This is a genomic window from Pseudomonas palmensis (assembly GCF_017848315.1).
Classification (GTDB): domain Bacteria; phylum Pseudomonadota; class Gammaproteobacteria; order Pseudomonadales; family Pseudomonadaceae; genus Aquipseudomonas; species Aquipseudomonas palmensis.
The window spans coordinates 50,751-71,447 of the sequence record NZ_JAFKEC010000020.1 but is presented as its reverse complement, the minus strand read 5'-3'; the positions used below and the strand labels follow the sequence as shown (position 1 = coordinate 71,447).

The following is a 20,697-nucleotide window of genomic DNA, read 5'->3' as shown; positions in this document are numbered from 1 at the left end:
CGTACAGTGATGGCCTTGTGGGGGCGGGCTTGACCGGCGCTGCGCTGCCGGCAGGTGCAACCACTCCTCGGCAAGGGCTTTGCAAGTGCAACCAAAGCGCGCACAATCGCGCCCCTCTTTTACAGCTGGGGTGCGCCGATGCGTCTGTTTGGCCACTCCCAGCGATGTTGCAGTCTTGCGAGCGGAGTTGCACCCGGATGAATGAGCAGGCCCCGAGCGTTGATCAACGCTTCGAATCGACCCCCGCCGCCCTAGGTAGCTGGGCCCGGCAGGACACCACCTGGATGCTGGGCCTGTTCGGTACCGCCATCGGTGCCGGCACGCTGTTCCTGCCAATCAACGCCGGCCTCGGCGGCTTCTGGCCGCTGCTGATCCTCGCGCTGCTGGCCTTCCCGATGACCTACTACGCACACCGTGGCCTGACCCGCTTCGTGCTCTCGGGGCGTGACGGTGCCGACATCACCGAAGTGGTGGAGGAGCATTTCGGCCTCAGCGCCGGCGCCTGCATCACCTTGCTGTACTTCCTGGCCATCTTCCCCATCCTGCTGATCTACAGCGTGGCCCTGACCAACACGGTCAGCAGCTTCATGGAGCATCAACTGCACATGGCGCCGCCGCCGCGGGTGCTGCTGTCGTTCGTGCTGATCCTGGGCCTGCTGGTCATCGTGCGCTGCGGCGAGCAGGCCACCGTCAAGGTCATGAGCCTGCTGGTGTACCCCTTCATCGTGGCCCTGGCATTGCTGGCGGTGTTCCTGATACCGCACTGGAACGGCGGCATCCTCACGACCGCCACCGAGCTGCCATCGGGGTCGGCATTCGTGCACACCCTGTGGCTGGCGATTCCGGTGATGGTGTTCTCGTTCAACCACTCGCCGATCATTTCGGCCTTTGCCGTGGACCAGAAACGCCGCTACGGCGAGCACGCCGACGAGCGCAGCGGGCAGATCCTGCGGCGCGCGCACCTGCTGATGGTGGCGATGGTGATGTTCTTCGTGTTCAGCTGCGTGCTCACCCTGAACCCGGCGCAACTGGCCGAGGCCAAGGCGCAGAACCTGTCGATCCTGTCGTACCTGGCCAACCACTTCAGCAACCCGACCATCGAGTTCGCTGCACCGCTGATTGCCTTCATCGCCATCGCCAAGTCGTTCCTGGGCCATTACATCGGTGCCAGCGAAGGCCTCAAGGGCCTGGTGCTCAAGACGGGCAAGCGGCCGGGCGCCAAGGCCCTGGACCGGTTCACCGCAGCCTTCATGCTGGTGATCTGCTGGGTGGTGGCCACGCTCAACCCCAGCATCCTGAGCATGATCGAGTCGTTCGGCGGCCCGGTGATCGCGGCGATCCTGTTCCTGATGCCGATGTACGCCATCCGCCGCGTGCCGGCGATGCGCAAGTACAGTGGCGCGCTGTCCAACGTGTTCGTGGTCGTGGTGGGCCTGGTGGCCATCAGCGCCATCGTCTACTCGCTGGTCGGCTGAGGCCGGGGGCGGGCAGGGGTGCACACCCTTGCTCGCTCTTTGTCCACAAAAACTCTCTGGATATTCAACAATTTATCGCTGCCCCATAGGTGTCGGGGCACTTTCATGCTTAACTCTGGTCCTTTACTCACCCCCGCATAAGGACTTCTTTCATGGCTCAAGTGACTCTCAAAGGCAACCCGGTTCAGGTCAACGGCGAACTGCCGAAAGTCGGTGCCCAGGCACCTGCGTTTTCCCTGGTGGCGGGCGACCTGTCCGACGTGACCCTGGCTTCCTTCGCCGGCAAGCGTAAAGTGCTGAACATCTTCCCGAGCGTCGACACCCCGACCTGCGCCACCTCGGTGCGCCAGTTCAACGCCAAGGCCAACGAACTGGCCAACACCGTGGTACTGTGCATCTCGGCCGACCTGCCGTTCGCCCAGGCACGCTTCTGCGGCGCCGAAGGCCTGGAAAACGTCAAGAACCTGTCCACCCTGCGTGGTGCCGAATTCATCCAGAACTACGGCGTGGCCATCGCCGACGGCCCGCTCAAGGGCCTGACTGCCCGTGCAGTCGTGGTACTGGACGAAAACGACAAGGTGCTGCACGCCGAACTGGTCAAGGAAATCGCCGAAGAGCCGAACTACGACGCGGCGCTGGCGGTACTGAAGTAACGCATTCAGGCACCGCGAGTTTTCATGCACCGCATGGATGCCTTCGCTGGCAAGCTAGCTCCCACAGGGGGGCGGTGTTGAAATAGAAAGGTTATTTGAAAAAAGTTGTAACGGCCTGGCCTTAGCCCAGGCCGTTTTTATTTATAGTTCAGCACTTTGCCAACGTCAGCTCTAGGTAAATAGCCGGTAAAGGCGCTTTGCTAAAACCGCTCTACTGCTTATCGTTCAGCCTCCTCAAGAGAAGTCTTTCCGCACAATGGCCGATCAACCGATGCAAACCGCCCGTCCTCGTCACTCCCGTCGCTGGCTGCTGAGCCTGCTGGTCCTGCTGCTGATTGCCGGCCTGTGCTGGGTATTCTGGCCCTCATCGCCGGCGACCAAGGCCCCGGGCGCAGGCAAGCCGGGGGGCGGGCGGCCTGGTTTCGGCGCGTTCGGCGGGCCGGTACCGGTGCGTGTGGCACCGGCCACCGTGGGCGACTTCCCGCTGTACTACAAGGCCCTGGGCACCGTGACCGCGACCAACACGGTCAACGTGCGCAGCCGCGTGGGCGGCGAGCTGGTCAAGATCAACTTCAAGGAAGGCCAGCGGGTCAAGGCCGGCGACCTGCTGGCAGAGATCGACCCGCGCAGCTACCAGATCGCCCTGCAGCAGGCCGAAGGCACCCTGGCACAGAACCAGGCGCAGCTGAAAAACGCCCAGATCGACCTTGAGCGCTACAAGGGCCTGTTCGCCGAAGACAGCATCGCCAAGCAGACCCTCGATACCCAGGCAGCGCTGGTAGCCCAGTACCAGGGCACCATCAAGACCAACCAGGCGGCGGTGGGCGATGCCAGGCTCAACCTCGACTTCACCAGGATTCGCGCCCCCATCAGCGGGCGCCTGGGCCTGCGCCAGCTGGACGTCGGCAACCTGGTGGCGGCCAACGACACCACGGCACTGGTGGTGATCACCCAGACCCAGCCGATCACCGTGGTCTTCACCCTGCCGGAAACCGAGCTGAGCACCGTGCTGTCGCGCTACCGCAGCGGGGCCCAGCTGCCGGTGCAGGCCTGGGACCGCGGCGACACCCAGCAGCTCTCGGTGGGCGTGCTGAGCAGCCTGGACAACCAGATCGACACCACCACCGGCACCCTGAAGTTCAAGGCCGGGTTCGAAAACCAGGATGAAATGCTGTTCCCCAACCAGTTCGTCAACGTGCGCCTGCTGGCCGATACCTTGAAGGACGTGGTGCTGGCGCCATCGGCCGCGATGCAGTTCGGCACCAACGGCACCTTCGCCTACGTGATGGACGGCGACAACAAGGTGACCATCCGCAGCCTCAAGCTCGGCGCCAGCGACGGCGACCTCACGGTGGTCAAGGAAGGCCTGGCCAAGGGCGAGCGCGTGGTGCTCGAAGGCACCGACCGCCTGCGTGACGGCAGCGAGGTGGAAGTGGTCAACGACAGCAGCGACGTGCCCGCCACCCCAGGCCAGCACCTGCAGGGCCAGGACAAGAAAGACCTCTCGGCCACGCCGGGCGAGCAGGGCAAGGCTGGCGCATGAACCTTTCGCGGCTGTTCATCCTGCGCCCGGTCGCCACCACGCTGAGCATGCTTGCCATCGTGCTGGCCGGCCTGATCGCCTACACGTTGCTGCCCGTGGCGGCCTTGCCCCAGGTCGATTACCCGACCATCCGGGTCATCACCCTGTACCCCGGTGCCAGCCCGCAGGTGATGACCAGCGCGGTCACCGCGCCGCTGGAGCGCCAGTTCGGGCAGATGCCCGGGCTTACCCAGATGGCCTCGACCAGTTCGGGCGGTGCCTCGGTACTGACCCTGCGCTTCAGTCTCGAAATGAACATGGACGTCGCCGAGCAGCAGGTGCAGGCGGCGATCAACGCGGCCAGCAACCTGTTGCCCAGCGACCTGCCGGCGCCGCCGGTGTACAACAAGGTCAACCCGGCCGATACCCCGGTACTGACCCTGGCCATCACCAGCAAGACCATGCTGCTGCCCAAGCTCAACGACCTGGTCGACACGCGCATGGCGCAGAAGATCGCACAGATCAGCGGTGTGGGCATGGTCAGCATCGCCGGTGGCCAGCGCCAGGCGGTACGCATCAAGGTCAACCCTGACGCGCTGGCCTCGGCCGGGCTGAACCTGGCCGACGTGCGCACCCTGATCGGCGCCTCCAACGTCAACCAGCCCAAGGGCAACTTCGACGGCCCCACGCGGGTCTCGATGCTCGACGCCAACGACCAGCTGCGCTCCCCCGAGGAATACGCCAACCTGATCCTGGCCTACAAGAACGGTGCGCCGCTGCGCCTGAAGGACGTTGCCGAGATCGTCGACGGCGCCGAGAACGAGCGCCTGGCGGCCTGGGCCAACCAGAGCCAGGCAGTGCTGCTGAACATCCAGCGCCAGCCTGGGGCCAACGTCATCGAGGTGGTCGACCGGATCAAGGCGCTGCTGCCGTCGATCACCGACAACCTGCCGGCGGGGCTGGACGTGGTGGTGCTCACCGACCGCACCCAGACCATCCGTGCTTCGGTCAAGGATGTGCAGCACGAGCTGCTGATCGCCATCGTGCTGGTGGTGCTGGTGACCTTCCTGTTCCTGCGCCGGGCCAGCGCCACCCTCATCCCGTCGATCGCCGTGCCACTGTCGCTGATCGGCACCTTCGGCGTGATGTACCTGGCCGGGTTCTCGATCAACAACCTCACGCTGATGGCCCTGACCATCGCCACCGGCTTCGTGGTGGACGATGCCATCGTGATGCTGGAGAACATCTCGCGGCATATCGAGGAGGGCGAGACGCCGATGCAGGCCGCGCTCAAGGGCGCCCGGCAGATCGGCTTCACCCTGATCTCGCTGACCTTCTCGCTGATCGCGGTACTGATCCCGCTGCTGTTCATGGCCGACGTGGTGGGGCGGTTGTTCCGCGAGTTCGCCATCACCCTGGCGGTGGCGATCCTGATCTCGCTGGTGGTGTCGCTGACCCTCACGCCGATGATGTGCGCGCGCCTGCTCAAGCGCGAGCCCAGGGAAGAGGAACAGGGGCGCTTCTACCGCGCCAGCGGTGCCTGGATCGACTGGATGATCGCCCACTATGGTCGCGGCCTGCAGTGGGTGCTGCGCCACCAGCCGCTGACCCTGCTGGTGGCGGTGGCGACCCTGGGCCTGACCGTGCTGCTGTACCTGGCGGTGCCCAAGGGCTTTTTCCCGGTGCAGGACACCGGGGTGATCCAGGGTATTTCCGAAGCCCCGCAATCGATCTCGTTCGCCGCCATGAGCCAGCGCCAGCAGGAACTGAGCGCGGTGATCCTGCAGGACCCGGCCGTGCAGAGCCTGTCGTCGTACATCGGCGTCGACGGCGACAACGCCACGCTCAACAGCGGTCGGTTGCTGATCAACCTCAAGCCCCACGGCGAGCGCGACATCACCGCCTCGCAGGTCATCACCCGTTTGCAACCGCAACTGGACAAGCTGGTGGGCATTCGCCTGTTCATGCAGCCGGTGCAGGACCTGAGCATCGAAGACCGCGTCAGCCGCACCCAGTACCAGTTCAGCCTGTCGTCGCCGGATGCCGACCTGCTCGCGCAGTGGAGCGGCAAGCTGGTGGATGCGTTGCATGATCGCCCCGAGCTGACCGATGTGGCCAGCGACCTGCAGGACAAGGGCCTGCAGGTGTTCCTGGTGATCGACCGCGACGCCGCCAGCCGTCTGGGCATCAACGTGTCGGAAATCACCAATGCGCTGTACGACGCCTTCGGCCAGCGCCAGATCTCTACCATCTATACCCAGGCCAGCCAGTACCGCGTGGTGCTGCAGGCCGCTGCGGCGGCCGACCTTGGGCCCAGGGTGCTCGACCAGATCTACGTCAAGACCACCGATGGCGCGCAGGTGCGCCTGTCGAGCCTGGCCCATGTGGAGCAGCGCCAGGCGCAACTGGCCATTGCCCACATCGGCCAGTTCCCGGCGGTGATGATGTCGTTCAACCTGGCCGAAGGCGTGTCGCTGGGCGAGGGCGTCAAGGTCATCGAACAGGTGCAGCAGCAGATCGGCATGCCGCTGGGCGTGCAGACCCGCTTCCAGGGCGCGGCCGAAGCCTTCCAGGCGTCGCTGTCGAGCACCCTGCTGCTGATTCTGGCGGCGGTGGTGACCATGTACATCGTGCTCGGCGTGCTCTACGAGAGCTACATCCACCCGGTGACCATCCTTTCGACCCTGCCCTCGGCTGCAGTGGGCGCGCTGCTGGCCTTGATGATCAGTGGCAACGACCTGGGCATGATCGCGATCATCGGCATCATCCTGCTGATCGGTATCGTCAAGAAGAACGCGATCATGATGATCGACTTTGCCCTGGAGGCCGAACGCAACCAGGGCATGGACCCGCAGACGGCGATCTACCAGGCGGCGCTGCTGCGCTTCCGGCCGATCCTGATGACCACCCTGGCGGCGCTGTTCGGGGCCATCCCGCTGATGCTCGCCACCGGCTCGGGCGCCGAGCTGCGCCAGCCGCTGGGGCTGGTGATGGTGGGCGGGCTGCTGGTGAGCCAGGTGCTGACGCTGTTCACCACGCCGGTGATCTACCTGTACTTCGACCGCCTGGCGCGTCGCTGGCGCCGTCAGCCTGACCCGCAACAGGCCGACGCATGAACCTCTCCGGCCCGTTTATCCGTCGCCCGGTGGCGACCATGCTGCTGAGCCTGGCCATCATGCTGCTGGGCGGGGTCAGCTTCGGCCTGCTGCCGGTGGCGCCGCTGCCGCAGATGGACTTCCCGGTGATCGTGGTGTCGGCCAGCCTGCCCGGGGCCAGCCCCGAGGTGATGGCCTCCACCGTGGCAACCCCGCTGGAACGCTCGCTGGGCAGCATCGCCGGGGTCAACACCCTGACCAGCCGCTCCAGCCAGGGCTCCACGCGGGTGATCCTGGGCTTCGACATGGGGCGCGACATCGATGGCGCCGCACGCGAGGTGCAGGCGGCCATCAATGCCACGCGCAACCTGCTGCCCAGCGGCATGAAGAGCATGCCCACCTACAACAAGTTCAACCCGGCCCAGGCACCGATCATGGTGCTGTCGCTGACCTCCGATGTGCTGCAGAAGGGCCAGCTCTACGACCTGGCCTCCACCATCCTGTCCCAGAGCCTGTCCCAGGTGCCGGGTGTGGGCGAGGTGCAGATCGGCGGCAGTTCGCTGCCGGCGGTGCGCATCGAGCTGGAGCCGCAACTGCTCAACCAGTACGGCGTGAGCCTGGACGATGTGCGCCAGACCATCGCCAACGCCAACGTGCGCCGGCCCAAGGGCTTCATCGAGGACACCCAGCGCAGCTGGCAGGTACAGGCCAACGATCAACTGGAGAAAGCCAAGGACTACGGCCCGCTGGTGATTCGCTACCAGGACGGCTCGGTGCTGCGCCTGAGCCACGTGGCCAAGGTCACCGATGGCGTGGAGAACCGCTACAACAGCGGCTTCTTCAATGACAAGGACGCGGTGCTGCTGGTGATCAACCGCCAGACCGGCGCCAACATCATCAAGACCATCGAGAGCATCAAGGAGCAGTTGCCGGCGTTGCAGGACCTGATGCCGGCCAGCGTGCAACTGAACGTGGCCATGGACCGCTCGCCGGTGATCAAGGCCACCCTCAAGGAGGCCGAACACACGCTGCTGATCGCCGTGGCGCTGGTGATCCTGGTGGTGTTCCTGTTCCTGGGCAACCTGCGCGCCTCGCTGATCCCGACCCTGGCGGTGCCGGTGTCGCTGGTGGGCACCTTCGCGGTGATGTACCTGTGCGGGTTCTCGCTCAACAACCTGTCGCTGATGGCGCTGATTCTCGCCACCGGGCTGGTGGTGGACGACGCCATCGTGGTGCTGGAGAACATCTCGCGGCATATCGACGAAGGCGTCGCGCCGCTGGCCGCGGCCTTCCTCGGCGCCAAGGAGGTGGGCTTCACGCTGCTGGCGATGAACGCCTCGCTGGTGGCGGTGTTCGTCTCGATCCTGTTCATGGGCGGCATCGTCGAGTCGTTGTTCCGCGAGTTCTCCATCACCCTGGCGGCGGCCATCCTGGTGTCGCTGGTGGTGTCGCTGACGCTCACGCCGATGCTCTGCGCGCGCTGGCTCAAACCTCACGCCCCCGGCGAGCAGACCCGCCTGCAGCGCTGGAGCGAGCGTCTCAACCAGCGCATGATGGCCGGCTACGACCGCAGCCTGGGCTGGGCGCTGCGCCATCGCCGCCTGACCCTGCTGAGCCTGCTGGTGACCATCGTGGTCAACGTGGCGCTGTACGTTGTGGTGCCCAAGACCCTGATGCCGCAGCAGGACACCGGCCAGCTGATGGGCTTTGTGCGGGGTGACGACGGGCTGTCGTTCGCGGTGATGCAGCCGAAGATGGAAATCTACCGGCGCGCCTTGCTCAAGGACCCGGCCGTGCAGAGCGTGGCCGGTTTCATCGGCGGCAACAGCGGCATCAACAACGCCATGGTGCTGGTGCGCCTCAAGCCGATCAAGGAGCGCAAGGAGTCGGCGCAGAAGATCATCGAGCGCCTGCGCAAGGAGATGCCCAAGGTACCCGGCGGGCGGCTGTTCCTGATGGCCGACCAGGACCTGCAGTTTGGCGGTGGCCGCGAGCAGAGCAGCTCGCAGTTTCTCTACACCCTGCAAAGTGGCGAGCTGACGGCGTTGCGCGAGTGGTACCCGAAGGTGGTGGCGGCGTTCAAGGCGCTGCCGGAGCTGACGGCCATCGACGCCCGCGAAGGCAGCGGCACCCAGCAGGTGACCCTGGTGGTCGATCGCGAGCAGGCCAAACGCCTGGGCATCGACATGAACATGGTCACCGCCGTGCTCAACAACGCCTACAGCCAGCGCCAGATCTCGACCATCTACGACAGCCTCAACCAGTACCAGGTGGTGATGGAGGTCAACCCCAAGTATGCGCAGGACCCGCGCACCCTGGAGCAGGTCCAGGTGATCACCGCCGACGGCGCGCGCGTGCCGCTGTCGACCTTTGCCCATTACGAGAACAGCCTGGCCGAGGACCGTGTCAGCCACGAGGGGCAGTTCGCCTCCGAGGACATCTCGTTCGACCTCGCAGAAGGCGTCAGCCAGGACGTGGCGCTGGCCGCGGTGGAGCGTGCGGTGGCCAAGGTCGGCCTGCCCGAGGACGTGATCGCCAAGCTTGGCGGTACCGGCGATGCCTTCACCAAGAGCCAGGAGGGCCAGCCCTGGATGATCCTCGGCGCCTTGCTGGCGGTGTACCTGGTGCTGGGGATTCTGTATGAAAGCTACATTCACCCGCTGACCATCCTCTCGACCCTGCCATCGGCCGGGGTAGGGGCGCTGCTGACGCTGTACGTGGTCGGCAGCGAGTTCAGCCTGATCTCGCTGCTGGGGCTGTTCCTGCTGATCGGGGTGGTGAAGAAGAACGCGATTCTGATGATCGACCTGGCCCTGCAGCTGGAGCGCCATGAAGGGCTGAGCCCGCAGGAGTCGATTCGTCGGGCCTGCCTGCTGCGTCTGCGGCCGATCCTGATGACCACCCTGGCGGCGATCCTGGGCGCCTTGCCGTTACTGCTGAGCACCGCCGAGGGCGCCGAGATGCGCCAGCCGCTGGGCCTGACCATCATTGGCGGGCTGGTGTTCAGCCAGATCCTCACGCTTTACACCACCCCGGTGGTCTACCTCTATCTGGACCGCCTGCGCCATCGCTTCAATCACTGGCGCGGCGTGCGTACCGACGCTGCTTTGGAAACCCCGCTATGACCCGACCTGCCGATGTTTGTCCACCTTCCCTGCAGCGCGTGCTGGCGGCCCGTGGTTCGCGCCTGCTGACCTCGGCCCTGTGCCTGGCTATGCTCAGCGCCTGTACCCTGAGCCCCGACTACCACCGGCCGCAGGCGCCGGAGCCGGTGGCGTTCAAGTACGCCGAGGGCTGGACCCAGGCCAACCCGTCCGACGCCCTGGCGCGCGGGGCCTGGTGGGAGCTGTACGGCGATGCGCAGCTCAACGGTCTGGTCGAGCAGCTCAATGCCAACAACCAGACGGTGGCCCAGTACGAGGCGCAATACCGCCAGGCCCAGACCCTGGTGCGCAGCGCCCGGGCTTCGCTGTTTCCCAGCCTCGACCTGAGCGCCGGCAAGACCCGCTCCAGCCAGGGCACCGGCAGCAGCAGTTCGAGCCTGAGCAACAACAGCAGCGGTATCCGCGACACGTACAGCGCCCAGCTGGGCGTGAGCTGGGAAGCCGACCTGTGGGGCAAGCTGCGTGAGGGCCTGAACGCCAACGAGGCGAGTGCCGAGGCGAGCCTGGCGGACCTGGCGGCGATACGCCTGAGCCTGCAGTCGGAGCTGGTGCAAAACTACCTGCAGCTGCGTGTGATCGACGAGCAGAAGCGCCTGCTCGAGGCCACGCTGGCGGCCTATCAGCGTTCGCTGACCATGACCCAGAACCAGTACCGCGCCGGGGTTTCGGGCAAGGACGCGGTGGCCCAGGCACAGACCCAGCTCAAGAGCACCCAGGCCGACCTGATCGACCTGATCTGGCAGCGGGCGCAGTTCGAGAATGCGATTGCCGTGCTGATGGGCAAGGCGCCGGCCGAATTTGCCCTGGCGCCGAGCACCACCATACCGGCCTTGCCGCAGATCCCGCTGGCGCTGCCGTCGCAGCTGCTGGAGCGCCGCCCCGACATTGCCTCGGCCGAGCGCAAGGTGATGGCGGCCAACGCCAATATCGGCGTGGCGCGGGCGGCGTACTTCCCGGACCTGACCCTGAGCATGAGCGGTGGCTACAGCAGTAGCAGCTTCAGCGACTGGATCAGCTTGCCGAACCGATTCTGGTCGGTGGGGCCGCAGTTGGCCGTGACCCTGTTCGATGCCGGCAAGCGCTCGGCCGAGGTCGACCGTACCAAGGCCGTGTATGACCAGACTGTGGCGCAGTACCGTCAGAGCGTGCTGGATGGCTTCCAGGAGGTGGAAAACTACCTGGTGCAGCTGAAGGTGTATGCCGATGAGGCGCAGGTGCGCGATGAGGCGCTGGCGTCGGCGCGCGAGTCGCTGCGCCTGACCGAGAACCAGTACAAGGCGGGCCTGATCGGGTATCTGGACGTGGTGAACGTGCAGACCACCGCGTTGAGCAATGAACGCAGCGTGCTGAACCTGCTGCAGGGCCGGCTGGTGGCCAGCGTGCAGTTGATTGCGGCGTTGGGGGGCGGCTGGGAGGCAGCCAGCCTTGCTGCTGAAGAGCGTACCGCGATCGACAGGTAGTGTGCGTCGAGGCGTTCGCCGGCAACGCCGGCGCCTACAGGCCGCGATGTGATTGTAGGGGCCAGCCTTGCTGGCGAAGGCCGCGACGCGGTTCCAAAGCCTGATGGCCATTCGCCAAAAACATCCCGCCATCCCTCGGAAACTCCGTGCGTTTCGCTAAAGGTTGAGTACAATCATCGGTTTTTCACCGGGCCGGGACAGCGCCCGTCAACCGGGCCTTGGAACCTTCATGCTCAACGGTAGTTATTCCTCCTCGCTGGTCCTGATTTCGCTGTGCGTGGCGATTCTGGCGTCCTACACGGCGCTGGACCTGACCGGGCGCATCGCCACCGCCAAGGGCCGTGCCGCGTACCTGTGGATGGTCGGCGGTGCTCTGGCCCTGGGCACCGGGATCTGGTCGATGCACTTCATCGGCATGCTTGCCTTCAGCCTGCCCATCGAGCTGGGCTACGACCTGAGCCTCACCGCGCTGTCGCTGGTGATCTCGGTGCTTTCGTCGGGCTTCGCACTGTGGCTGGTGAGCCAGCCGAGCCTGCCGGGCCGCGTGCTGGCGCTGGGGGCGCTGATCATGGGCGCGGGCATCAGCAGCATGCATTACACCGGCATGGCTGCCATGCAGATGCAACCGGGCATCGACTACGACCCGCTGCTGTTCGCCGCCTCGCTGTTGATTGCAGTAGGCGCGTCGGTGGCCGCACTGTGGATCGCCTTCCGCCTGCGCCGCAATACCCCGTATGTACGCCAGATTCGCGGCGGCGCCGCCGTGGTGATGGGCATTGCCATCGTCGGCATGCACTACACTGGCATGGCAGCGGCCAATTTTGCCGACGGCAGCTTCTGTGGCGCGCTGGACGGTGGGCTCAGCGGCAGTGGCCTGGACTACCTGGTGCTGATCACCACCCTGGCGGTGCTGGCGGTGGCGCTGCTGACCTCGGTGCTGGATGCACGCCTGGAGGCGCGCACTGCGGAGCTGGCGCAATCGCTGACCCTGGCCAACCAGGAGCTGACCCAGCTGGCGCTGCACGACACCCTCACCGGGCTGCCCAACCGCAGCCTGCTGACCGACCGCATCGAGCAGGCCATCGCCAAGGTGGCCGAGCAGGGCGGCTGCTTTGCGCTGATGTTCATCGACCTGGACGGGTTCAAGCCGGTCAACGACGCGTTCGGTCATCACACCGGCGACCAGTTGCTCAAGGAGGTGGCGATGCGCCTGCGTGGCCACCTGCACAGCCAGGACACCCTGGCGCGCATCGGCGGTGACGAATTCGTGCTGCTGGTGGAGCTGGACGAGCCTGAAGATGCGGTGGGGGTGGCCGCCAAGCAGGTCAACCTGGTGTCGCGCCCGTTCCGGGTGGCCGAGCAGAGCCTGCAGATCTCCGCCAGCGTCGGCATCGTGTTGTACCCCGGCAACGGCGCCGACCAGATGGAGCTGCTGCGCAATGCCGACGCGGCCATGTACCACGCCAAGAGCGCCGGCAAGAACGCCTACAGCTTTTTCGATGTGTCGATGAACAGCAACGCGCGCCTGCAGCTGCAGTTGCTGCAGGACCTGCGCATGGCGCTGGAGCAGCGCCAGTTGCGCCTGTTCTACCAGCCCAAGTTCGATGCGGTGGGGCGCCAGCCTATCGGTGCCGAGGCCCTGCTGCGCTGGGAGCACCCGCAGCACGGCATGTTGCTGCCCGATCGCTTCATCCAGCTGGCGGAAAAAACCGGGTTGATCATCCCGATCGGCGAGTGGGTACTGGACGAGGCCTGCCGCCAGATGCGCAGCTGGATGGACCAGGGCTATGAAAACTGGCGGGTTGCAGTGAACCTGTCGGCCATCCAGTTCTGCCATGCCGGGCTGGTTGACAGCGTGGCGTCGGCCTTGCAGCGCCATCGCCTGCCGGCCAACAGCCTGACCCTGGAGATCACCGAAACCACCGCCATGCACGACGCCGATGCGAGCCTGATGGTGTTGCAGCGCCTGTCGGACATGGGCGTGGACCTGTCCATCGACGATTTCGGTACCGGCTACTCAAGCCTGATGTACTTGAAGCGCCTGCCGGCCAACGAGTTGAAGATAGACCGTGGCTTCGTGCGCGACCTGGAGCAGGACAGCGACGATGCCGCAATCGTGTCGGCCATCGTGGCGCTGGGGCAGGCACTGGGGTTGAGGATTGTTGCCGAAGGGGTGGAAACCGACCGCCAGCAGGACTTCCTGACCCGTCTGGGGTGTGATTCGCTGCAAGGGTACCTGCTCGGTCAGCCGCTGCCGGCCGAGCGTTTCATGGCTGATATCGAGAGACTGGCGGTGGGGCAGGCCTGAGCGCCAGCGTCAGGCCGAGCGCAGCGCACACGAGGGCTGGAACGCTTCAAGCTCGTCTTCCACCGCTTCGATGATGCGCTCCACATCCGACGCCGCCATCAGTGTGGCGCACGGAATGCCGGCAATCGCCAGCAGGGTTTCGCCGGTGGCGCGGTCGAACACGCGCGCCACCATGCTGCGCGGTGCATCCATGCTGGCTTCAAAGCCCAGGGGATGGAAGTGCCAGCGCATCATCTGGCAGGCGTTGGGAAACGTGAGCTTGTTCATGCCGGCCTCCTTTTACAGCTGACCCCGATTCGCTGAGCATGCCTGTACCCGGGACACGCTGCCCAAGGAAGGCCAAGACCCTAACCATAGCACCGATGCGGCCGCTGTCCGCCGCTTGTTTGCGCCCCGTTGCAGGATGTTTGACCTGCGTCACAATGGCTTTTTGCTATGTGTGGGTTGCGCAAGCGTTTGCGTGGTCCGCATTGCGGCGGGTGAGGCTGTCATGGCCGCTGAAGCGGGCAGGGTGGGGCCACGGGTATTTCAGACCAGCGGCGGGCTCAGCTGAGCAGGCCGGCGGCGATGTTGATGGTGAAACCCAGAATAGCGGTGTTGAACACGAAACCGATCACCGAGTGGGCCAGCACCACGCGGCGCAGTTCACGCCCGGCGACGCCCACATCGGAGGTTTGCACCGCGACGCTGAGGGTGAACGAGAAGTAGTGGAAGTCCCAGTAATCGGGGTTGTGCTCCTCGTCTGGAAAGCGCAGCAGCGGCTGCTTGGCGGTGCTGGTGTAGAACAGGCGCGCATAGTGCAGGCTGAAGATGGTGCCGATCAGCAGCCACGAGCCGGCCACGGTGAGGCCGGTGTACAGGTAGTGCAGGGCCTGGGTGCTGCCGGTCAGGCCCTTGCTGCTGGCCAGTTGCAGGGTGACTGCGGCAAGGCTGGCGATGGCCGCGATACTCACGGTAAACAGCACCAGCCCGGCATTTTCGTCCTCGATGCAGGCCACCTTGCGCACCTGGCCCGGTTTTGCCCGCAGGGTCAGCCAGAACACCAGCAGCAGGTACAGCCAGACCCCGACGTTCCAGCCCGCCAGGATGTGTTGCACCAGGTTGTCTGCCGGGATGAACACGCCGCCCAGGCAGCCGACCAGTGCGGCGGCGCTGAGGCGCGGGTGGGTATGGGCCAGTTTGTGGAATGCCATGTTGCCTCACGTCGATGGATGCACCGCCAACTGTAGCCTATACCTAGGAAGCCTTTCTTCAGGCGCCACTGGAGCGACCGCATGAAACACGCATTGATCATCGGCACCTTGTGCCTGGCCGGGCTGGGCCTGGCCGGTTGTTCGAGCAGCACCGTGCAGCCCGACGAGTACTCCGGGTTCCTCAAGGACTACAGCCGTCTCAAGCAGACCACCTCGCCCTCCGGTGCCACGGTGATGCGCTGGATCGACCCGAACCTCAAGCTCGACCGCTACACCAGCGTATACATCGAGCCCAGCCAGCTGTATCCCAAGCCGCAGCCTACCGCGCGGGTTCCGCAGAGCACCCTGCAAGGCATCACCCACTACTACGACCAGGCGCTCAAGCGCGAGCTGGGCAAGTCGTTGCCGCTGGCCACCGGCCCTGGCCCGGGGGTGATCGTGGTACGCCCGGCGATCACGGCCGTCAGCAGCAAGACCGAGGGCCTGAAGGCATACGAAGTGATTCCGGTGGCGCTGGTGGCGGCAGCGGTGAGCACGGCCTCGGGCATCCGCGACCAGGAAACCGATATCGCCACCGAGGCGCAGTTTCTGGATGGCGGCAACAACAAGGTGCTCGCCCAGGTGGTGCGCAAGGGCAGTGGCAAGCCGCTGGAAAACGACAGCCAGGTGATGAAGGCCGACGATGTGAAGGCAGTGCTCGATGGCTGGGCGTCCGACCTGCACCAGTCCTACCTCAAGCTCAAGGGCCGTTGAGCCCTGTGCCAGGCCATTTCGGGGAGCCTCGCAATGGCCTGGCAGCGTGTTGGCCGGTCTGCCGGCCCCAGCGGGCCGACGACAGTTGACCGCTTCACCATTGAAACCCGGCTTCAATCAGCCTAGCCTGCGCGGCATACCGTTGAAAGGAGCCCGTCATGCAAGGCGTTACCCGCAAGATCACCCAGGCCATTCTGTACGAAGTCATCGCGGTGGCCTGTGTCGCACCGGCCCTGGCGTTGGCCTTCGATGAGGGCATGGCCCATTCCACCGTGCTGTCGGTGATCATGTCGGGCATGGCCCTGGGCTGGAACATGCTCTACAACTACCTGTTCGAGTTCTGGGAGGCACGTCAGGCCCGACGCAGCCGCACCTTCGTACGGCGCCTGCTGCATGCCATCGGCTTCGAGGGCGGGCTGGTGCTGATCCTGCTGCCGGTGGTGGCCTGGTGGCTGGACATCAGCCTGTGGGCGGCACTGGGCACCAACCTTGCGCTGTTCGTGTTCTTCTTCGTGTACGCCTTCGTGTTCCAGTGGAGCTTCGACCGGGTGTTCGGCGTGCCCGAATCGGCGCACGAACGAGGCGTGCAAGCCTGCACGAGCGCAAAATGAATGATTGACTTGAAAAAGGCCCTGGGCTAGTTTCGCTGCCATGACCTTATTCGCAGCGTTGCCTTCGCACAGCATTATTACCGCCATTATCAGATTGGCGGGCTAGCGAGCACCTTGCACCTAACCCGCCCTGGAGGCGGGTTTTTCCTTTCTGACTCCTGGGCACTTCAAAAAAAACCAGGAGTCACCGATGACCAGCCTTACCGTCTGCCCCAGCACCTCCACCAGCGCCACCAGCCTGCTGTCGGACTACGTGCGAAGGATTCTTGCCGCACCGGTATATGACCTGGCCATCGAGACGCCCCTGCAGCCCGCCCGGGCGCTGTCCGAGGCCCTGGGCAACAACGTGCTGCTCAAGCGCGAAGACCTGCAGCCGACCTTTTCCTTCAAGATCCGCGGGGCCTACACCCGCCTCAGTCGTCTGAGCACCGAGCAGCGCGAGCGCGGGGTGATCACCGCGTCTGCCGGCAACCATGCCCAGGGCGTGGCGCTGGCCGCTCGTGAACTGGGCATGCGCGCCACCATCGTGATGCCCACCACCACTCCGGCGCTGAAGATCGAAGGGGTGCGCTCGCGTGGCGGCAATGTGGTGCTGCACGGTGACAGCTTCCCGCGGGCGCTGGCCCATGCGCTGCAACTGGCCCAGAGCGAAGGCGCCACGTTCGTGCCACCGTTCGACGACCCGGACGTGATTGCAGGGCAGGGCACCGTGGCCATGGAGATCCTGCGCCAGCAACCGGGCGAGCTGGACGCGATCTTCGTGCCGGTGGGTGGCGGCGGCCTGATCGCCGGCATTGCCGCCTACGTCAAGTACCTGCGCCCGCAGGTAAAGGTGATCGGCGTCGAGCCGCATGACTCTAACTGCCTGCAGGCCGCGCTGGCCGCTGGCGAGAGGGTGGTGCTGCCCCAGGTCGGCACCTTCGCCGACGGCGTGGCGGTGGCGCAGATCGGCGCGCATTGCTTCGAGGTGTGCCGGCATTACGTGGACGAAGTGGTCACGGTCAGCAGCGACGAGCTGTGCGCGGCCATCAAGGACATCTACGACGACACCCGCTCGATCACCGAGCCTTCCGGTGCGCTGGCGGTGGCCGGGATCAAGAAGTACGTGGCCAGCCGCGGCGTGACGGGCCAGACCCTGGTGGCAATCGACTCCGGTGCCAACGTCAACTTCGACCGCCTGCGCCATGTGGCCGAACGCGCCGAACTGGGCGAGCAGCGCGAGGCGGTCATCGCGGTGACCATCCCCGAGCAGCCGGGCAGCTTCCGCGCCTTCTGCCAGGCCCTGGGCCAGCGCCAGATCACCGAGTTCAACTACCGCTACCAGCCCGGCAAGGAGGCCCGCCTGTTCGTCGGCGTGCAGACCCACCCGCACACCGACCCGCGCGCGCAGTTGCTGGCCAGCCTGGCCGGGCAGGGCTACGAGGTGCTGGACCTGACCGAGAACGAGCTGGCCAAGTTGCATATCCGCCACACCGTGGGCGGCCACTCGGCCCCCTCGCTCGACGAGCGGGTGCTGCGCTTCGAGTTCCCGGAGCGTCCTGGCGCCTTGCTGGGCTTTCTGGAGCGCCTGGGCAAACGCTGGAACATCAGCCTGTTCCACTACCGCAACCACGGGGCTGCCGAGGCGCGGGTGTTCGTGGCGCTGCAGGTGCCGGACGATGAGCTGGCGCAGTTGCCAGGCACCCTCGACGGCATGGGGTATCGCTACTGGGACGAGACCGAAAACCCGGCCTATCGGCTGTTTCTTGGCTGACTTTGCGCTGGATCAACATGCCCTGTGGCCCACGGGCGGATCCTTGAGGCAGAGATATAAAGCCTGAGGAATACCGCCATGAGCAGCACGTTTTTCATCCCAGCCGTCAACATCATGGGCATCGACTGCCTGGACGAAGCCATGACCGCCATTGTCGGCTATGGCTTTGCCAAGGCGTTGATCGTCACCGATACCGGGCTGGCCAAGGCCGGCGTGGCACAGCGAATCGCCGAGCAGCTGGCGATGCGTGACATCGACTCGGTGGTGTTCGACGGCGCCAAGCCCAACCCGAGCATCGCCAACGTGGAGCAGGGCCTGGCGATGCTCAAGCGCGAGCACTGCGACTGCGTGATTTCGCTGGGCGGCGGTTCACCCCACGACTGCGCCAAGGGCATTGCCCTGTGTGCCACCAATGGCGGGCACATCGGCGACTACGAAGGGGTCGACCGCTCCGCCAAGCCGCAATTGCCGCTGATCGCGATCAATACCACGGCCGGTACGGCCAGCGAGATGACGCGCTTCTGCATCATCACCGACGAGGCGCGCCACGTGAAAATGGCCATCGTCGACCGCAACGTCACCCCGTTGCTGTCGGTGAACGACCCGGCGCTGATGGTCGGCATGCCCAGGTCGCTGACGGCGGCCACCGGTATGGATGCACTGACCCACGCCATCGAGGCCTATGTATCCACGGCGGCCACGCCGATCACCGACGCCTGCGCACTCAAGGCCATCGAGCTGATCAGCCGCAACCTGCGCCAGGCGGTGATCGACGGGCAGGACCTGACCGCGCGGGAGAACATGGCCTATGCGCAGTTCCTCGCCGGCATGGCGTTCAACAATGCTTCGCTGGGGTTCGTGCATGCGATGGCGCATCAGCTCGGTGGCTTCTACGACCTGCCGCACGGGGTGTGCAACGCGGTGCTGCTGCCCCATGTGCAGCGGTTCAATGCGGCGGTGAGCGCGGCGCGCCTGCGTGATGTGGCACAGGCGATGGGCGTGGCGGTGGAGGGGCTGAACGCGGCGCAGGGTGCCGATGCGGCGATCCAGGCCATCGTGCAACTGAGCGACGATATCGAGATCCCGCCAGGGCTGGAGGTGCTGGGTGCGCGGGTGGCGGATGTGCCGACCCTGGCGGCCAACGCGCTCAAGGATGCCTGCGGCCTGACCAACCCGCGGCGGGCCAGCCAGGCCGAGATCGAGGCGATCTTCAAGGCAGCCTTCTAGCGCATCTTCGCTGGCAAGCCAGCTTCCACAGGGTTCTGCGGTACGGCCAGAACCTGTGGGCTGGCTTTGCGGCGAAGCCGTCAGACCACCAGCGACAACAGCATGATGAAGATGATGCCCACCACCGACAGGATGGTTTCCATCATGCTCCAGGTCTTGAAGGTTTCGGCCACGGTCATGTTGAAGTACTGCTTGACCAGCCAGAAGCCCGCATCGTTGACATGCGACAGGATCAGCGAGCCGGCCCCCGTGGCCAGCACCAGCAGCTCGCGGTTCACGCCCGGTATCATGCCGATCACCGGGGCCACGATACCCGCACCGGTAATGGTCGCCACCGTCGCCGAGCCCGTGGCGATGCGAATCACCGCCGCCACCAGCCAGGCCAGCATGATCGGCGAGATCTGCGCCTGCACCGCCATCTGACCGATCACGTTGCCCACACCGGTATCCACCAGCATCTGCTTGAAGCCGCCCCCAGCCCCCACGATCAGCACGATTGCCGCCGTAGGCGCCAGGCTCTGGTCGAGCATCTTCATGATCTGCTGGCGGCTGAAGCCCTGGGCCGAGCCGAAGGTGTAGAAGGCCAGCAGCAGGGCGGCCAGCAGCGCCGTGATCGGGTGCCCGATCAGGTCCATCCACTGGCGAAAGATGTGCTCGGCCGGCAGTACCACGTCGGCGAAGGTCTTGAGCAGCATCAGGAACACCGGCAGCAGGATGGTTACCAGCGTGATGGCGAAGCTGGGCAGTTGCGTGCGCTCGGCTTCGCGGGCGATCTGGTCCATCAGCTCCTGGGACGGCGAGCCGGGGATGTACCGCGAAATGAACGTGCCGTACAGCGGCCCGGCGATGATCGCCGTGGGCAGCGCCACGATCAGCCCGTAGAAGATGGTCTTGCCGATGTCGGCGCCGAACACGCCGATGGCCAGCAGCGGGCCCGGGTGCGGCGGCACCAGTCCGTGCACCACCGACAGCCCGGCCAGCAGCGGAATGCCGATCTTGATCAGCGATACCCCGGTGCGCCGGGCCACGATGAACACCAGGGGTATCAGCAGCACGAAGCCGATTTCGAAGAACAGCGGGATGCCCACCAGGAAGGCGGCGAACATCATGGCCCAGTGCACCTTCTGCTTGCCGAAGGCGCGAATCAGGGTTTGCGCGATCTGGTCGGCGCCGCCGGAATCGGCCATCAGCTTGCCGAGCATGGTGCCCAGTGCCAGCACGATCCCGACAAAGCCGAGTACGCCCCCGAAGCCGTCCTGGAACGACTTCATCACTTTGGCTACCGGCATGCCGGAGGTCAGGCCCAGAAAGCCCGCGGCCAGGGTCAGCGCCACGAAAGGGTGCACCTTGAAGTGGGTGATCAGCAGCACCAGGCCGATGATGGTCACCAGTGCATCGAGCAAGAGGTAGGTATCAGTTGCCAGACCGAACATGGTTCAGTGCCTCGTATTGTCATTGTTGTGGGCGGAACTTTTACAGCGTG

At 65.4% G+C, this 20,697-nt stretch carries 14 protein-coding genes; 11 read left to right on the top strand and 3 right to left on the bottom strand.

The genetic code is table 11. From position 1 onward, the window contains the following. The first annotated feature begins 197 nt into the window (after positions 1 to 197). The 7 genes from JZZ72_RS13225 (at position 198) to JZZ72_RS13195 (ending at position 13,677) form a co-directional block, all read left to right on the top strand. Positions 198 to 1,475: a serine/threonine transporter gene (locus JZZ72_RS13225; RefSeq protein ID WP_043861432.1), complete on the top strand. Its 1,278-nt coding sequence runs from the start codon at positions 198 to 200 to the stop codon at positions 1,473 to 1,475. Between the two features lie 152 nt (positions 1,476 to 1,627). Then, the gene (gene tpx, locus JZZ72_RS13220; RefSeq protein ID WP_043861433.1) at positions 1,628 to 2,128 is read left to right on the top strand and encodes a thiol peroxidase; all 501 of its coding nucleotides are present in this window, start codon (positions 1,628 to 1,630) and stop codon (positions 2,126 to 2,128) included. Positions 2,129 to 2,384: 256 nt separating this feature from the next. Beyond that, positions 2,385 to 3,671 (top strand): MdtA/MuxA family multidrug efflux RND transporter periplasmic adaptor subunit, encoded by a 1,287-nt coding sequence (locus JZZ72_RS13215; protein ID WP_078480367.1) that lies wholly within the window; start codon positions 2,385 to 2,387, stop codon positions 3,669 to 3,671. Then, positions 3,668 to 6,766 carry an MdtB/MuxB family multidrug efflux RND transporter permease subunit gene (locus tag JZZ72_RS13210; protein WP_058540138.1) on the top strand — a complete coding sequence of 1,033 codons (3,099 nt, stop codon included), beginning with the start codon at positions 3,668 to 3,670 and terminating at the stop codon, positions 6,764 to 6,766. The genes JZZ72_RS13215 and JZZ72_RS13210 overlap by 4 nt, the downstream gene beginning before the upstream one ends. Continuing rightward, positions 6,763 to 9,870 carry an efflux RND transporter permease subunit gene (locus JZZ72_RS13205; RefSeq protein ID WP_043861436.1) on the top strand — a complete coding sequence of 1,036 codons (3,108 nt, stop codon included), beginning with the start codon at positions 6,763 to 6,765 and terminating at the stop codon, positions 9,868 to 9,870. Before JZZ72_RS13210 ends, JZZ72_RS13205 begins: the two co-directional genes overlap by 4 nt. Then, positions 9,867 to 11,369 (top strand): efflux transporter outer membrane subunit, encoded by a 1,503-nt coding sequence (locus tag JZZ72_RS13200; RefSeq protein WP_210014546.1) that lies wholly within the window; start codon positions 9,867 to 9,869, stop codon positions 11,367 to 11,369. Before JZZ72_RS13205 ends, JZZ72_RS13200 begins: the two co-directional genes overlap by 4 nt. Before the next feature lie 229 nt (positions 11,370 to 11,598). After that, positions 11,599 to 13,677 (top strand): putative bifunctional diguanylate cyclase/phosphodiesterase, encoded by a 2,079-nt coding sequence (locus tag JZZ72_RS13195; protein ID WP_058540139.1) that lies wholly within the window; start codon positions 11,599 to 11,601, stop codon positions 13,675 to 13,677. Positions 13,678 to 13,686: 9 nt separating this feature from the next. Here JZZ72_RS13195 and JZZ72_RS13190 read toward each other — a convergent pair whose 3' ends face one another. Then, complete coding sequence (locus JZZ72_RS13190; protein WP_043861439.1) at positions 13,687 to 13,944, bottom strand: DUF1652 domain-containing protein; 258 nt, start codon at positions 13,942 to 13,944, stop codon at positions 13,687 to 13,689. A gap of 278 nt (positions 13,945 to 14,222) precedes the next feature. After that, complete coding sequence (locus JZZ72_RS13185) at positions 14,223 to 14,870, bottom strand: DUF1345 domain-containing protein (RefSeq protein ID WP_210014545.1); 648 nt, start codon at positions 14,868 to 14,870, stop codon at positions 14,223 to 14,225. 81 nt (positions 14,871 to 14,951) lie between these two features. Here JZZ72_RS13185 and JZZ72_RS13180 point away from each other — a divergent pair, with 81 nt between their 5' ends. From JZZ72_RS13180 to yiaY, 4 genes are all read left to right on the top strand, one after another. Beyond that, positions 14,952 to 15,623 carry a DUF3313 domain-containing protein gene (locus JZZ72_RS13180; protein ID WP_210014544.1) on the top strand — a complete coding sequence of 224 codons (672 nt, stop codon included), beginning with the start codon at positions 14,952 to 14,954 and terminating at the stop codon, positions 15,621 to 15,623. A gap of 158 nt (positions 15,624 to 15,781) precedes the next feature. Continuing rightward, positions 15,782 to 16,234, top strand: coding sequence for a PACE efflux transporter (locus tag JZZ72_RS13175; protein ID WP_210014543.1), 453 nt, complete (start codon positions 15,782 to 15,784; stop codon positions 16,232 to 16,234). A gap of 190 nt (positions 16,235 to 16,424) precedes the next feature. After that, positions 16,425 to 17,987 (top strand): threonine ammonia-lyase, biosynthetic, encoded by a 1,563-nt coding sequence (gene ilvA, locus JZZ72_RS13170; protein ID WP_210014542.1) that lies wholly within the window; start codon positions 16,425 to 16,427, stop codon positions 17,985 to 17,987. Between the two features lie 78 nt (positions 17,988 to 18,065). Continuing rightward, entirely contained in the window at positions 18,066 to 19,214 is a 1,149-nt protein-coding gene (gene yiaY, locus JZZ72_RS13165; protein WP_054914574.1) for an L-threonine dehydrogenase, read from the top strand. Positions 19,215 to 19,294: 80 nt separating this feature from the next. On the opposite strand, the gene JZZ72_RS13160 is transcribed toward yiaY, so the two are convergent. Next, positions 19,295 to 20,647: a GntP family permease gene (locus JZZ72_RS13160; protein ID WP_043861444.1), complete on the bottom strand. Its 1,353-nt coding sequence runs from the start codon at positions 20,645 to 20,647 to the stop codon at positions 19,295 to 19,297. Positions 20,648 to 20,697 lie beyond the last annotated feature (50 nt).